The 13,740-nt window shown below is 36.1% G+C and carries 10 protein-coding genes, 1 tRNA gene and 1 riboswitch; of the genes, 5 read left to right on the top strand and 6 right to left on the bottom strand.

Going from position 1 to position 13,740, the window contains the following annotated elements; all coding sequences use genetic code 11:
- Positions 1-908: 908 nt before the first annotated feature.
- The 5 genes from M9426_RS06790 to M9426_RS06770 form a co-directional block, all read right to left on the bottom strand.
- On the bottom strand, positions 909-1,628 hold the full coding sequence (locus M9426_RS06790) for a Fic family protein (RefSeq protein WP_250341761.1): 720 nt from the start codon (positions 1,626-1,628) through the stop codon (positions 909-911).
- Positions 1,629-2,387: 759 nt separating this feature from the next.
- A complete protein-coding gene (locus tag M9426_RS06785) occupies positions 2,388-3,794 on the bottom strand; it encodes an AlbA family DNA-binding domain-containing protein (protein WP_250341760.1) in 1,407 nt (468 codons plus the stop codon).
- Positions 3,795-5,138: 1,344 nt separating this feature from the next.
- Positions 5,139-6,263, bottom strand: coding sequence for a pyridoxal-phosphate-dependent aminotransferase family protein (locus tag M9426_RS06780; RefSeq protein ID WP_250341759.1), 1,125 nt, complete (start codon positions 6,261-6,263; stop codon positions 5,139-5,141).
- A gap of 128 nt (positions 6,264-6,391) precedes the next feature.
- Positions 6,392-6,997, bottom strand: coding sequence for an ECF transporter S component (locus tag M9426_RS06775; RefSeq protein WP_250341758.1), 606 nt, complete (start codon positions 6,995-6,997; stop codon positions 6,392-6,394).
- A gap of 52 nt (positions 6,998-7,049) precedes the next feature.
- A riboswitch (FMN riboswitch) is annotated at positions 7,050-7,162 on the bottom strand.
- 105 nt (positions 7,163-7,267) lie between these two features.
- A complete protein-coding gene (locus M9426_RS06770) occupies positions 7,268-8,707 on the bottom strand; it encodes a L,D-transpeptidase family protein (RefSeq protein WP_250341757.1) in 1,440 nt (479 codons plus the stop codon).
- Between the two features lie 140 nt (positions 8,708-8,847).
- On the opposite strand from M9426_RS06770, the gene fic reads away from it, so the two are divergent.
- Positions 8,848-9,417 (top strand): protein adenylyltransferase Fic, encoded by a 570-nt coding sequence (gene fic / locus M9426_RS06765; RefSeq protein ID WP_005956162.1) that lies wholly within the window; start codon positions 8,848-8,850, stop codon positions 9,415-9,417.
- Positions 9,418-9,518: 101 nt separating this feature from the next.
- Here fic and M9426_RS06760 read toward each other — a convergent pair.
- Positions 9,519-9,602: transfer RNA gene (locus M9426_RS06760), tRNA-Leu, on the bottom strand.
- 308 nt (positions 9,603-9,910) lie between these two features.
- On the opposite strand from M9426_RS06760, the gene M9426_RS06755 reads away from it, so the two are divergent.
- From M9426_RS06755 to M9426_RS06740, 4 genes are all read left to right on the top strand, one after another.
- Complete coding sequence (locus M9426_RS06755; RefSeq protein ID WP_250341756.1) at positions 9,911-10,840, top strand: L-lactate dehydrogenase; 930 nt, start codon at positions 9,911-9,913, stop codon at positions 10,838-10,840.
- 28 nt (positions 10,841-10,868) lie between these two features.
- Complete coding sequence (locus M9426_RS06750) at positions 10,869-11,270, top strand: hypothetical protein (protein ID WP_250341755.1); 402 nt, start codon at positions 10,869-10,871, stop codon at positions 11,268-11,270.
- Positions 11,271-11,370: 100 nt separating this feature from the next.
- Positions 11,371-12,264 (top strand): copper amine oxidase N-terminal domain-containing protein, encoded by an 894-nt coding sequence (locus M9426_RS06745; RefSeq protein WP_250341754.1) that lies wholly within the window; start codon positions 11,371-11,373, stop codon positions 12,262-12,264.
- A 114-nt stretch (positions 12,265-12,378) separates the two neighbouring features.
- Complete coding sequence (locus tag M9426_RS06740) at positions 12,379-13,689, top strand: hypothetical protein (protein ID WP_250341753.1); 1,311 nt, start codon at positions 12,379-12,381, stop codon at positions 13,687-13,689.
- Positions 13,690-13,740 lie beyond the last annotated feature (51 nt).

Raw genomic sequence — 13,740 nt, 5'->3', positions numbered from 1 at the left:
CATGCTAAATTTTCAAAACTCATTCGCTTCGCGAATTCAAACAGTTGAAAATTTTTAACGCATAACCGATTTTTTTGCTCATTAGATACACTCGATCAGCTCACCGCTAAAAACGAAGTTATAATTTCTTATGAAGTTATGAAACTTTATAACGTCATATCTAATTTTAAAGTTGTAGTTCCTTACAAAGTCATGAAAGTTTACAAACTCATAAATAATTACAAAGTTATAAAAAGAAGAAGCTTAATCAATACTGACTAAGCTTCTTTTGATGTGCAAGTTTTTAATTGTTGTTAGGTTTGTTTATGTAACTCAGAATAGATTTGAAACTCTGTAAAGGTAAAACCACGAACTAAGGTTGAAGAACCCCGTAAGGCAAGACAGCCGTTAAAAAATTCAATGTGCTCGAGCAAATTTATTTGCTCAGCCGATGAACCTTACAAGGAAAAGGAGCGTAGCGAACTTTGACTTGATTAGGTTCACGCGAAAGTCACGATAAAAAAATAGAGCCAGGTGTTTCTGACTCTATTGATAAATTATTTTTAATTTGTAAAAGATTTTAGCGAACGAGTTTGACATGACCTAACCCAATTTGCGAAAGCAAATTGATGGTAGGTCAGTCCGCAAATTGGAGCTTGCGACAATTTGTGTTCTACTACAAAAAAGGATGTCTGCCGCTCTGGGTTGTAAGCAAAGGCCCCTGCCAGGTCGTTGGAGGTGGTAAGGGGAGGTTTGGAGGGGATGCCACGCAGGCACAGGCAAGGGCGATCGAATAAGCCCCTGCGTGCCCAAATGGGTATAAGTCCCCTCCGGAAAGAAATTTAAAGCCTTAGGCTTTGCAAAAAATTTTTTAAAGATGAAATCTTTTCAGTAGATTCATAAAGACAAAGTCTTTGAATCCACTTCCCTTACTTCAAATAATCTCCTATAGTTCCTAACTCCAACTCCCTCACCATGTCTAGGAAGAGTCCTAGGTCTCCCTCTCTTCCGTAATTATCTAGGGCTTGGTAGTAGGCTGGCCTATTTTTTGCTTCTATTACTATTGGAAGGTATCCCCTTTTCATTAGTATAAAGTTTAGAAGAAGTCTTGCACTTCTTCCGTTTCCGTCTTGGAAGGGGTGGATTCTTATAAATTCTGCGTGGACCCAGGCTGCTAGTTCTACTGGATGGGTATTTTCTTTTTTGATCTTGTAATCTTCTATAAAGTTTTTCATCTCTTGTCTTACTGCTTCCCAGGATGGTGGAGAGAATGATGCTCCTGTTATTCTCACGTTCCCGTTTCTATAGATGCCTCCTGAGAATATGTTATCCATTAGGATTTGGTGAAGGTCTTTTATTAGTTCTTCGTCTAGATCTTCTTCAAGATGACTTTTTATATAGTCAAAGGCTTTTTTGTGGTTAACTACTTCGTAGATTTCTCTCAGGTCCTTGCCGCCTATTGATGTCTTGTCTACTAATAGGGTCTTGACCTCGTAGATGGAAAGTGTGTTGCCTTCAATTTTTGTGGACTCGTGAGAAAATCTCAAGTCTAGGTCTTCTTCTATCTTCTCAAGGATTGATGGAGAGATGTTTTTTATATCTATTTTTAATTTATCAAGAGCTTGATCAATTTCCTTAAATCTTTCCAAGTTTTTCTCCTTCCTTTGCTTTTTTCTTTATTATATTCTATTTGTTGGGAACTTGGCAATCTTACTCAAGATGTGTTTGAAAATTTTAAAAAAATAAAGCCTAATCAATATCGATTAAGCTTTGTCTTTTTATAAGTTTATATTTAATTGTGATCTTGTAATTTTCTATTACTTCATAAAGAATTACAACTTCATACTAATCTACGAGGTTATAAGCTTCTATGACTTCATAAAGAACTACAACTTTGCACTTAATAGTGAGCTAATCAAGTGATCCAGCTTGCTGAAGTCTTATAAAGCTATAAACTTTTCCAATACGCTGATGATTAATAAAGCAGTAAGCAAAAAGGCTGGAAGCGTTAAAAAATTCCACTGTTTGAGCGAAGCGAGTTTGAAATTTTTAGTCGGAGGGCTTTTTGCGTATTATTGGGTCGGGCCCCTGCCAGGTCGTCGGGGGTGTTCAGGGGAGGTTTGGAGGGGATGCCACGCAGGCACAGGCAAGGGCGATCGAATAAGCCCCTGCGTGCCCAAATGGGTATAAGTCCCCTTCAAAAGAACATAGTAAAGCTCGGCTTTACAAAACTATTTAAAGATGAAATCTTTTTTAGATTCATAAAGACAAAGTCTTTGACCACCTACTTCACGATGCCCCCTGTGTGCCCGAATGGGTATAAGCCCCTCCAATATTGATTCGTAAAGCTTGGCTTTACAAAAAAATTTTTAAAGATAAAATCTTTATAAAAAACAAAAAAGCTACCTTTATTGTTTAAATTCCCAATGCCCATCCTTAGCACTGCCTACATACTTTATTATTTTTTTATCTGTTAGAACTTTTAAATCTCTTTTTATAGTTCTATCAGTTACATTAAATTGTTTAGATAAATCATTGGCAGTTATTTTAGGGTTATTTTTTATTATTTCAAGAATTTTTTCACGCCTATCACTTGGTTTTAATTTTTGACCGACACTTTGAGTGACATTTTGGGTGACATTTTGGGTGACACTTTGAGGGGCATAATTTAAGTTTTTTAGAATTGTAGTAAAAGAAGATTCTGTTGACTTAAACTCTGGTTTTAATTCTTTTTTATAATTTTCTTCTGATTCATAAGCTTCTATAATTTTTCTAAGTCCAGATCCACGTCTTTCCATTAAATCCATTCTAGCAAATACATCTGCTATTATCGGATTTCTTCTTGTGGAAGATACATTCAACGGATTGAGATCTTGCACAAAAGTCCCATCATACATACCGCCAGGAGAATATATTTCTAGCCTGTCATCATAGATATCTACATGGACTTCACTGCCAATTACTGAATAATCTCTGTGAATAAGTGCATTTACTAAGGCTTCCTGCACTGCTCTTTCAGGATATTCTGGATATTCTATTCTATAGACTGGACCTTTCTTCCACATCTTTTTTGAATTTCTTTTTACAAAGTCTAGACTTGCTTTTAAAAGATAAATTATATTTCCTTCAAATTCAACATCATCAAGAGCTTCTATTCTACCACTGGCTTTAGTTAATCCATTCCATCTAGTACAAAATACCCTTGACTGATAAATTTGATAGTTATCTGCAAAGAGTGCTCCTGCAATTGTTAAATTGTTCTCATCATTTACAAGTCCAAAAGATTTTAAATCTTTTTCTTCAAAATCTTTTCCCGTTCTTTCTTTGTACTCGATTCTAAGTTCCTTAAAACTTACATCTTCTAGTTTTTTCTTTGACTTAAGTGAATCGTAACTTATATGTTCTCCTTTTAGCGATAGATTAAATAAGTCTATTCGACTTGCAGGGACACTTTGATTTCCTACTCTTTTATAAGCAGTTCTGCTTCCTCCATCAACTACAAAATATGGTGTGTTTTTCCCAACAAATATATTTAAAATCAATATGACTTTTCCATCAATTTCCTCTATTTCCATATCAAATTCTGGATTCGGATCCATTTTAGTTTTTACGATTTCAGAAATATTTTCGGAAGTATCTTTATAGTCTTTAAGTCCAAGAATTGTATTATCTTCTTTAACTCCAAATATTAGCTTCCCACCTCTACCATTAGCAAAGGCTGACACAGATTTTAACCAAGACTTTGGCTTATTTATTTCTAATTTTTCTTTTTTGTCGTATAGATTTGTTTCTCCAAGATAGTCTTTTAAGTTCAAAGTATCTCTCCTTTGCTTTTTCTTTTATTATATTCTATTTGCCGAGATTTTGGCAAAAAAATCATAAATACTAAGAAAAGCCCAATCAATAAAGGATTAAGCTTATATTTTATAACTTTATCTTCAATTGTAACGTTGGCAGTTATGCCCCAGCTCTTTGAAATGTTATAAGGTCGTAAAGTTTGCTAATATCCTGCAAGCTAATAAGGCTGTAAGCAAAAAGTTCGGAGACGTTAAAAAAATTTCACTGTTCAAGAGGACGGAGCGAGTGAGTTGACATGACCTAACCCAATTTGCAAAAGCAAATTGATGGTAGGTCAGTTCGCAAATTGGAACTTGCGACAATTTGTATTCTACTATTTAATAGTCGGAGGGCTTTTTGCGTATTAATGGGTAAGGCCCCTGCCAGGTCGTTGGGGGTTTTCAGGGGAGGTTTGGAGGGGATGCCACGCAGGCACAGGTAAGGGCGATCGAATAAACCCCCGCGTGCCCGAATGGGTATGGCTCCCCCTCCTTATAGATAAATCGTAAAGCTTGGATTTACAAAAACTTTTTAAAGAAAATTTCTTTAACCCCTCCAGCCTTTTTGCTTACTGCCTTATAACTCTTCAGCGTATTGGCAAATGCTACGACCTCATCACACTTCTACAAACTGGGGCACTCGATTAGCTTACTGCTTAAGTGTGAAGTCGTTGATTGTTATAAAGTTATGTCATCTTATAGCATCGTAACTTATTATAAAGTTGTACTTCCTTATGAAGTCATAAAAGCTTACAAGCTTATAAATAATTACTAGCTTATAAAAAGAAGAAGCTTAATCAATACTGACTAAGCTTCTTTTGATTAAAAAGTTTATTAAGATTGTTAGGTTTTGGTATGTAACTCAAGATAGGATTGAAAAGGTGTTGAGGTAAAACGGTGGACTATAGGTTGAAAAACCCCGTAAGGCAAGACAGCCGTTAAAAAATTCAACTTTTTGAGTTAAGCGATTGAGTTCACAGATAATAATTATTCGGCATAAATTGATTAGTAAGTTTTTAAAATTCAAAAGCTTGAGCTTAACGAGTTTTGAATTTTAGGCTGTCTGCCGCTCGAGGTTGTTGGCAAAGGCCCCTGCCAGGTCGTTGGGGGTGGTAAGGGGAGGTTTGGAGGGGACAAGGGCGAATCGAAACGCCCTAAGTCCCCTCCAAAAGCAAATATAAAAGCGTAGCTTTTAAAAAATTTTCTATTGATTTCCTAAGTCCCTCCAATAAGAATCTTTAAAGCCTTAGGCTTTGCAAAAAATTTTTTAAAGATGAAATCTTTATAATAAAATTCTTTTCCTTATTTTCTTTAAAGAAAATCTTATTTTTCCATTAATTTTTGAAACTCTTCTTTTAAAGACACTTTTGTCTTGATTCCTAGTTCCCCGAAGACTTCATCTAACTTTTCATAGAGTTCTAAGAAGTTTTCATATGAGATGTTGTTGCCCATGTGACCTATTCTAAATACTTTTTCGAAGATGTCCCCTGCTCCTTTAGAGATTAGGATTCCTTTTTTTCTCAAGGCTCCTATGATGTCTTCTGCTATGAAGCCTTCTGGGACCATTACTGCTGTTAGTGTGTTGGATCTTGAGTCCTTTGCGTAGAGTTCAAAGCCTGCTTTTTCAAAGATTTCTCTTGTTACTTCTGCGTATTTTTTGTGTAAGGCTAGTGAGTCTTTTTCAAATAATAAATCTAGGGCTAGGTCTAGGGCGTAGGTCAAGTTTTCGTTCATTGTGTATGGGAAGGCAAAGCCGTCGGAGTAGGCGTAGTAGTTTTCAAAGTTCATATAATATGAAGGAACTGGTTTTTTTCTATCTCTTATTGCCTGCTTTGCTCTCTCTGATATGGTCACTAGGGTTAGGCCTGTTGGTGCTGAGATACATTTTTGGCTTCCGCCTAGGGCGATGTCCACTTTGTAGTCGTCGAAGTCAAATTCTTCTCCCCCCATGCCTGATACTGTGTCTACTATTGTTAGGATTCCGTAGGAGTTTAGAAGCTTGCATATTGTCTTGACGTCGTTGGTGATGCCTGATGGTGTTTCGCAGTGGACCATGGTTGCTACTTTGAAGTCGTGGTCTTTTTCTAGGAAGTTCTTAAGTTTTTCTATGTCGAAGCCTCTTCTGAAGTCGTCTTCGTATATGTAGGGCACTCCTTCATAGTATTTTACAAAGTCGGCAAAGCCTGCTCCAAAGACTCCGTTGTTAAGGACTAGGACTCTGTCGCCTTTTTCTACTAGGTTTATGATGGCGCCTTCTAGTCCTATCATTCCTTCGCCTAGCATGATGAAGGATGTGGCTTCTGTCTTTAGGAGTTTGGAAATTTTCTTTTCTACTTGTCTATGCTTCTTTTCGTATTCTGGATCTATGTCTGGGTTGGTAAGGGATTTTCCCATTACTTCCATTACTCTTGGGTCGATTGATGTTGGGCCTGCGCAAAGTATTTTCATTTTCTACCTCTCTTTGTATTTTTTAAAATGTTTTCTTTTTAAATTATATTATATAGGATAAAAAAAACAAGCTGCCTTGCGACAGCTTGCTCTTTTATCTTATCTTTAATCTTTTAAATCTTTTTTATTTAGTTTTTAAAGAGTGGTGAGACTCTTTTGTAGACTAACATCATCACAGCTGATGTTGCGAAGCCTTTTATTAGGTTAAAAGGTAGGACTGAGTAGATCATCATTGTGAATAGACCTGTGATTTTTGATGTGATTGCTGCGCCCATTCCTATGATTGCTTCCATTGGCATTACTTTGCCGTATAGTGGGAATACTACGAAGTAGTTGGAGATCATTGCAAGGACAGTCATGGCAAGTACTCCTAATGTCAAGGAGATTATTGCTCCCTTGTATGTCTTGTGTCTTCTATAGAAGTAGGCTGACACGAAGGCAAAGGTTGATGAGATGATGAAGTTGGATAGTTCGCCAACTCCTGCTGTCATTGTGCCCTTAAATATTATGTGCATTATGTTTTTTAGGGCTGCGATTATGATGCCGTAGGCTGGTCCCATTGTGAAGGCCCCCATTAGGACTGGAAGGTCTGAGATGTCTAGCTTCATAAAGGGCGGTGCTACAAAGGTAAGTGGTAGTTGAAAATACATTAGTATAAAACCAATTACTGATAGCATTCCTATTTTTGTCATGTCTTTTGTTCTTATCATTGAACTTGAATTTACTTTATTCATTTTACCTCCTGTTGGGGCATAAAAAAACCCCGAACCTTCGGGGCGTGAAAGTTTAAATCATTCTCTCATCCAGACTTTACTGTCGGTATTGGAATTGCACCAATTCGGCTTGCGCTCGCGGACTTTACCGCCGGTTGGGATTTGCACCCTTCCCTGAAGATTTAAAATATTTATTTATTTCTTGTTTTTATTATATCACTCGTTAAATTTTTTTCAAGCTTTATGTGGACTTAATTTATATTAATTATCAATTTGCTTTTGCTCTTAATTTTATTGTCCTTGATTGGCTTGGGCTTGTGGTTGTTGACCAACTACTACTTGTCCCCCAGCATCATTAACTCTTTGGGTTGCTGAGTTATAAACTATAACTGGCATGCCCGTAAAGGTTTGTGGAAATAAGTTTTTCATAACTGGAACTGGAATGTTTATGCAGCCATGAGATCCACCTGACTTGTAGATGTTTCCGCCAAAGTTTGATCTCCATGATGCATCGTGAAGACCCACTCCGGACCAGTTAATTGGTGCCCAGTAGGAAACTTTTGATCGGTAGGTTTCTCCTGTTAGGTACCTATCTCTTTCACGAGACCAAATCCTATCAGTACCTGTTGGTGTTCCATTGCCTTTGGTTGGGTTACCTGTTACAACATTGGTTTCAAGTTGTAAGGCTCCGTCCTTGTAGTACCAAAGTTTTTGTCTTGCAAGGTCTACTTCGATGTAGGTCTTGCCCACGTCGTCAACTTTTCTTGATACTGCGTCTTGCCTATAGGCTGGCTTTATTGTAACTGGTTCTTCTTTAGCAAGGGCCTCTTTTATTTTTTCTCTTGTAGCCTTCCTATCTGTTAGCCAACCGTAGATGCCTCCGTCAACTTTCATGAGACCAAGCCCTGTTGAGTTAAAAATCCTGCTTGTTCTGTAGGTATCGTACTTGGCAGCAAGTCTTTCTACAAAGTGTTTTAGTTTCTCTTCGTCAAGGGCAAGGGTTCCGTCATCAGCCTTGGAGTAGATAGCAATTATCCCCTGACCTGTCACCTCTTCCTTCCTGTCGTCAAAGTCAAAAATTATTTTTTTCTTGTAGACGTCTTTATAAGAAGCAAGTTGATTTTTTATATATTCTGAATCCTTAGTAATCTCTGGTTCTTGGTAGAGATTTTCTTCTGCAAGGTCAAGTTTTTCCTTCAAGTCTCCAAAGTGACCTAGGATGGAATTTTTAAATTCGTCCATCTTTATAAAGTTGCCATGGATTTCATCTTGGATTTTAAATTCCCCATCTTGGTAGATGACTTTTGCATCTTGTGAGTGGTCCTTTTGTCCCATTACTGGTTTAAGTTTATTTATTTTTTCATCTAAGGCTTCTGCATCAAACTTTAGGTCACGGTCAACCTTGTAGTGCTTTGGCACAAGAGATGCCACTGGCCAGTAGAAGGCTGTCTGGTCTATAGATTCACTTCCTATAGAGTCAACATATCCAAAGTCCTTGGCAGCGATCTTGTCATTCAAGTTCTTGTCCTTGGCGATGATTTCAAGTTCAAAGTTTCTTGAAAGGTCCTCGTAGGTCTTTTTGAGTTCAGATTTTTTTACAAGCCCAAAGTCTCTTCCATTGATGTAGGTCCTTGGCATGTACCTATTAGTGAAGAAGAAAAGTCCTCCTATGTATATAGAAATTATTAAAATTAGTAGTAGTCCAAAAATTATTTTAAAAGTTTTTTTCATAAGTCCTCCCTCACATATTATACTCGATAAAATTTCTTTTTTTGTATGAATTTGTAAATGTAAAATAATTGTAAATATTTTTTGCTTTTCCTTTTATATGTTGTAGAATAATTATAAAGTAAAACTTAAGGGGTGATTCAATGAAGGATGAAGAGTTGCTATCAAAGAAGCGATCAATTGAACTCTGGGACAAGAAGTTAATAAATGAATTTGAAGTTGGAAGCCTTAAGGGTCTACAAGAAATTCACAAATATTTATTTCAAGATATTTTTGATTTTGCTGGCGAGATAAGAGATGTAAATATTTCAAAGGGAAATTTTAGATTTGCTCCTCTTTTATTTTTAAGAGATAATTTAAAAATAATCGAAAAGATGCCTGAAGATAACTTTGATGAGATAATAGAAAAATATGTGGAAATGAATGTGGCTCATCCCTTTAGAGAGGGCAATGGTCGTGCCACTAGAATTTGGTTGGACTTAATCTTAAAGAAAAACTTAAAGCTTTGCGTGGACTGGTCCAAGGTTGACAAGTTTCAATACCTAAGTGCCATGGAAAGGTCCCCTGTTAATTCTTTAGAGATAAGGCACTTGTTAAGAGATGCCTTGACCAAAGACATAGATAGCAGGCAGGTTTATATGCGTGGTATTCAAAATTCTTATTATTATGAAGACCTTTATAAGTATGATATTGAAAATTTAGATAAGAAATAAATTAATCTGTTGGAAATAAAAACCAACAGATTTTTTTGTAAAGATTGTGCTTATAAAAAAGGACACAAAAAAACACACAAGTTAACTTGTGTGTTTAATGTTGGTGCGGGAAAGAGGACTTGAACCCCCACTCCGTTGGAACTAGATCCTAAGTCTAGCGCGTCTGCCAATTCCGCCATTCCCGCATGAAGTTTTAACAACAAAACTTATTATACGCACTTTTTAATATCTTGTCAATACTTTTTAAAAAGTTTTTAAAATATTTTTTCGAGGAATTTTTCTCCCTCTTTCAAGTGCTTCTTTATTATAACAGTTGAATTTGAAAAAAGCTACAGAAATTTACAATTTTTTATTTTTATTTTTTTATGTAAATGCTTAGTTAATTTACTTTTTTATTTCCTTTTAGATTTTACTGTACTATAATATGGTATTAATAAGAAGATTTTTGACTTCTTATTAAATTTGTCCCAGGAGGACATAAGGAGGAATAAAGATGAAATTAGGTATTATTGGAGCTGGAGCTGTTGGCGAAATCGTGGCATACACTTCTGCCATGAGAGGTATTGCATCTGACATTATTATTAATGATGTTATAAAAGAAAAAGCAATCTCCCAAGCCATTGACTTAAATGATGGAAGACTTTTCTATCCAAAGGATGTTAAGTTTAGAGCTGGCGAGTATGAAGACATGGGCGACCGTGATGTCGTTGTAATTTGCTCTGGCAAGATCCCTGAAGAAGATAGACTTAATGAGCTTGAGTTAAATAAGAAAGAAGTTGCAAGCTACGTAAGAAAAATTGTTGACGCTGGCTTCAAGGGAATTTTTGTCGTTGTAACAAACCCTGTAGACATTATTACTTATGAAGTTTATAAAGTTTCTGGCTTCGATGACTCAAGGGTTATTGGTTCAGGAACATTTTTGGACTCTGCAAGGCTACAAGTTGTAATTGCAAATAAGCTTGGTATTTCTCCAAAGTCTGTCAACGCTACTGTACTTGGCGAACATGGTGAAAGTCAATTCGTTCCTTGGTCACAAGTTATGATCGGATCTATGACTCTTGATAAGTATAAGGAAACTCACCCAGAACTATTTAAGGACTTTGACAAGGACCAAATCGAAGATGACACTCGTCGTCGTGGCTGGGATATTTTCAAGGGCAAGGGCTCAACTCAATATGGTATTGGCAACACTGTTAACAATATCATCCAAGCAATTGCCAATGATGAAAAAATTGTCCTAAAGGCTTCTTGTTTAATGGAAGGACACTACGGACTTGATGACCTATACATCTCAACTCCAATTAGGGTTGGCAAAGATGGTATAGAAGAAAAGTTTGAGCTTGACTTAACAGAAGACGAATTGGGTAGACTTAAAAAGACAGCTGGCGTAATCAAGGATCATATTGCAAAGTTAGACCTATAAGATTATAAAATTAGAAAGAGTTGATTTTTTGAAAATCAAAGATAAGTTTAGACAGTTTATGGTGGGCAGGTATGGTCAAGATCAATTGGGCAGGTTCATCACTTCCCTAGCTCTTGTCCTCTTGATTATTAATCTCTTCATAAAGAAGGCAAGCCTACCAACTGTTGCCCTTGTGCTTATTATTTATTCCTATTACAGGATCTTCTCTCGCGACATCAACGCAAGGTATAGAGAAAATCAAAAATTCTTAGATAGCGTTGAACCACTGAGGAGGAAGGTCTTCACTTCCAAGACTAGATACGACAATAGGAAGACTTACAAGTACATCAAGTGCCCTTCATGCAAGTTAAAGATGAAGGTGCCAAGAGGCAAGGGCAAAATAAGAGTTACTTGCAAGTCATGTGGCAACAAGTTCATAATTAATTCTTAAAAGTTCCCTTAGGGGGACTTTTTTCTTTTCTCTTATTCTTAAGCTTTTTGTAAGTTTTTAATTTTTTATTAGTGTTATAATTAACTAAAGGAGTGATTACATGAAGAAGAAGTTTTTATTTATCCTATCTTTTCTTTTACTCTTCACCAGTGTCTACGCTAGTGAAAGGAAAAAGATGACTCTTGTCATCAATAACATTGTCTTCGAGAAGGATTTCGTTGTGAAAAATGACAGGATCCACATTCCCCTTAGGCTTGTTTCTGAAAACCTAGGAGCTGATGTTATTTGGAAGGGCGACACAAGGCAGGTGGAGATTATTAACAAGGGAAAAAAGATTGTTTTCTACATTGACTCTAAGGAGTACAGGATTGATGACATGGTCTTTACAATTGACTCGCCAACTTTTATCTTAAATGACACTGCTTATGTACCTGCTAGGGCACTTGCCAATGCAATGAATGCCAAGCTTGAGTGGAACGAAAAAGAATTTTACTGCAGCATCAATAATGGCTATGAGAGAGATGTCACTCGTGAGCCTGACCCTCTTAAGGATGGTAAGGATCTTGCTCTTATTAATAAGATAAGAAAGGTCACTGACCTTGGCGACTACTTAAGGGATGGTGTCATTAAGGTGGAAGAAGTTCAAGACGGCAAGGTCTATGAATTATTTTTAAAGGACTATGAAAAGAAAAATTTATCTATGAGGTTCATCTTTGATAAGAATAATAATTTAAAGTTTTATAAGTTTGACTACTTCCCTAACGAAAAGTATCCTTTCTTGAAAAAACACTTGAGTGAAGATGAGTCAAGAAAAGTTGCTCGTGAATTTATGAATCTTGTGGGAAACAAGAAAAGATTTTTAAAAGATAAGGAGCTTAGTAAGGACCAAAGGGATTACCTCCCTGATGCTGGTACTTATGTCTTCTACACTAAGTCTGGCGAAGTCACTGTAGATGCAAGTGGTGGTTTCGTTTACACTTATAGCAAGAATTAATGTTACAGAATTATTAAAATTTTTAAAATGATTCTCTATTTTACTCACTTTAATTGATTTATCAATTAATTTATGTATAATAAGGTTAACTTATATTTTAGGAGGAAAATTATAATGAACAAGAAATTAACATCACTATCTCTAGCTGGAGTAATGCTACTATCTACTGCTAGCCCAGTTTTCGCTGCAGCTGAAAATGCTATGAAAGAAGCTAAAGAACCATCTAAGGTTGAACAATTAGCTAAAGACGCTAAGGAAGCTGGAAAAGAAGTAGCTAAAGATGCTAAAGAAAAAATGACTGAAGCTAAAGAAAAAGCTGAAGAAAAAATGACTGAAGCTAAAGAAAAAGTTGCTCCTAAGCTTGAAGAAGTTAAAGAAGCTCTTAATAAAGAAATTGCAAAAGAAAAAGCAGTTCGTGAATCTAAAAATTTAAAAGAAGCTAAAGATGACGTAATCACTAATTACGAAAATGCTATTGCTGCTGCAAAATCAATTGCTAATGACAAGGAAGCTAAACCAGAACAATTTGAAAATGCTCTTAAGGCTCTTGTAGAAGCTCACGAAAAACTTGGTTTCAAGGCTGATGCTAAGGTTGAAGAAAAGAAAGAAGTTAAAACTGTTGACGTTAAGGCTACTACTCAAAAGGTTAAACTTGACGGAAAAGACGTTGTTATCTACGGATACAACATTGATGGTTACAACTACTTCAAACTTAGAGACTTAGCTGCAGTTCTTAAAGACTCTCAAGCTAAATTCGGAGTTGAATACAAGGACGGAGTTGTTACTCTTACTAAGGCTGCTGACTACAAGGTTGTAGACTCTGACCAAAAAGAAGTTAAGGCTATGTCTAAGGGTATGCTTACTAACGACAAGGTTCTAGTTGGAGACAAAACTCTTACAGCTACTGCTTACAAGATTGATGACCTTAACTACTACAAGTTAAGAGACCTTGGAAAAGAACTTGGCTTTGGCGTTGGATATGACGAAGCTACTAAATCTGTTCTTCTAACTTCTGTTGCAAACAAAGAAGAAGTTAAGGAAGAAAAAGTTGCTCCTAAACTTGAAGAACTTAAAGAAGCTGTTAAAAAAGAACTTGCTAACGAAAAAGAAGTTCGTGAATCTGAAGCTTACAAGAAAGCTGACGATAAAGTAAAATCTAACTTTGAAAATGCTGTTGCAGCTGCAAAATCTCTACTAGCTGATGAAAAAGCTACTGCTGAACAATTCACAAATGAACTTAAGGCACTTGTTGAAGCTAAAGAACAACTTGGTTTCAAGGCTGACGTTAAAGTAGAAGAAAAGAAAGAAGCTAAAGAAGCTAAAAAAGAAATGGAAAAAGACGTTAAAGAAGCTAAAAAAGAAATGAAGAAAGACGTTAAAGAAGCTAAAGAAGAAGTTAAAGAAACTGCTAAAGAAGCAAAATAATTTAACTTAAATTAAAAGACCATGGAAACAAAAATCCATGGTCTTATTTTT

The sequence above is a fragment of the Peptoniphilus genitalis genome (genome assembly GCF_023614525.1).
In the GTDB taxonomy this organism is placed as follows: Bacteria; Bacillota; Clostridia; order Tissierellales; family Peptoniphilaceae; genus Peptoniphilus_A; species Peptoniphilus_A genitalis.
Note: the sequence above shows the minus strand (reverse complement) of the source record. Positions and strands in the feature narration are given on the sequence as shown.

Excerpts from the sequence above, each read along its gene's own strand:
- M9426_RS06780 (WP_250341759.1), bottom strand. The coding sequence starts at position 6,263 with ATGAAAATACTTTGCGCAGGCCCAACATCAATCGACCCAAGAGTAATG.
- M9426_RS06775 (WP_250341758.1), bottom strand. The coding sequence starts at position 6,997 with ATGAATAAAGTAAATTCAAGTTCAATGATAAGAACAAAAGACATGACA.
- M9426_RS06770 (WP_250341757.1), bottom strand. The coding sequence starts at position 8,707 with ATGAAAAAAACTTTTAAAATAATTTTTGGACTACTACTAATTTTAATA.
- fic (WP_005956162.1), top strand. The coding sequence starts at position 8,848 with ATGAAGGATGAAGAGTTGCTATCAAAGAAGCGATCAATTGAACTCTGG.
- M9426_RS06755 (WP_250341756.1), top strand. The coding sequence starts at position 9,911 with ATGAAATTAGGTATTATTGGAGCTGGAGCTGTTGGCGAAATCGTGGCA.
- M9426_RS06745 (WP_250341754.1), top strand. The coding sequence starts at position 11,371 with ATGAAGAAGAAGTTTTTATTTATCCTATCTTTTCTTTTACTCTTCACC.
- M9426_RS06740 (WP_250341753.1), top strand. The coding sequence starts at position 12,379 with ATGAACAAGAAATTAACATCACTATCTCTAGCTGGAGTAATGCTACTA.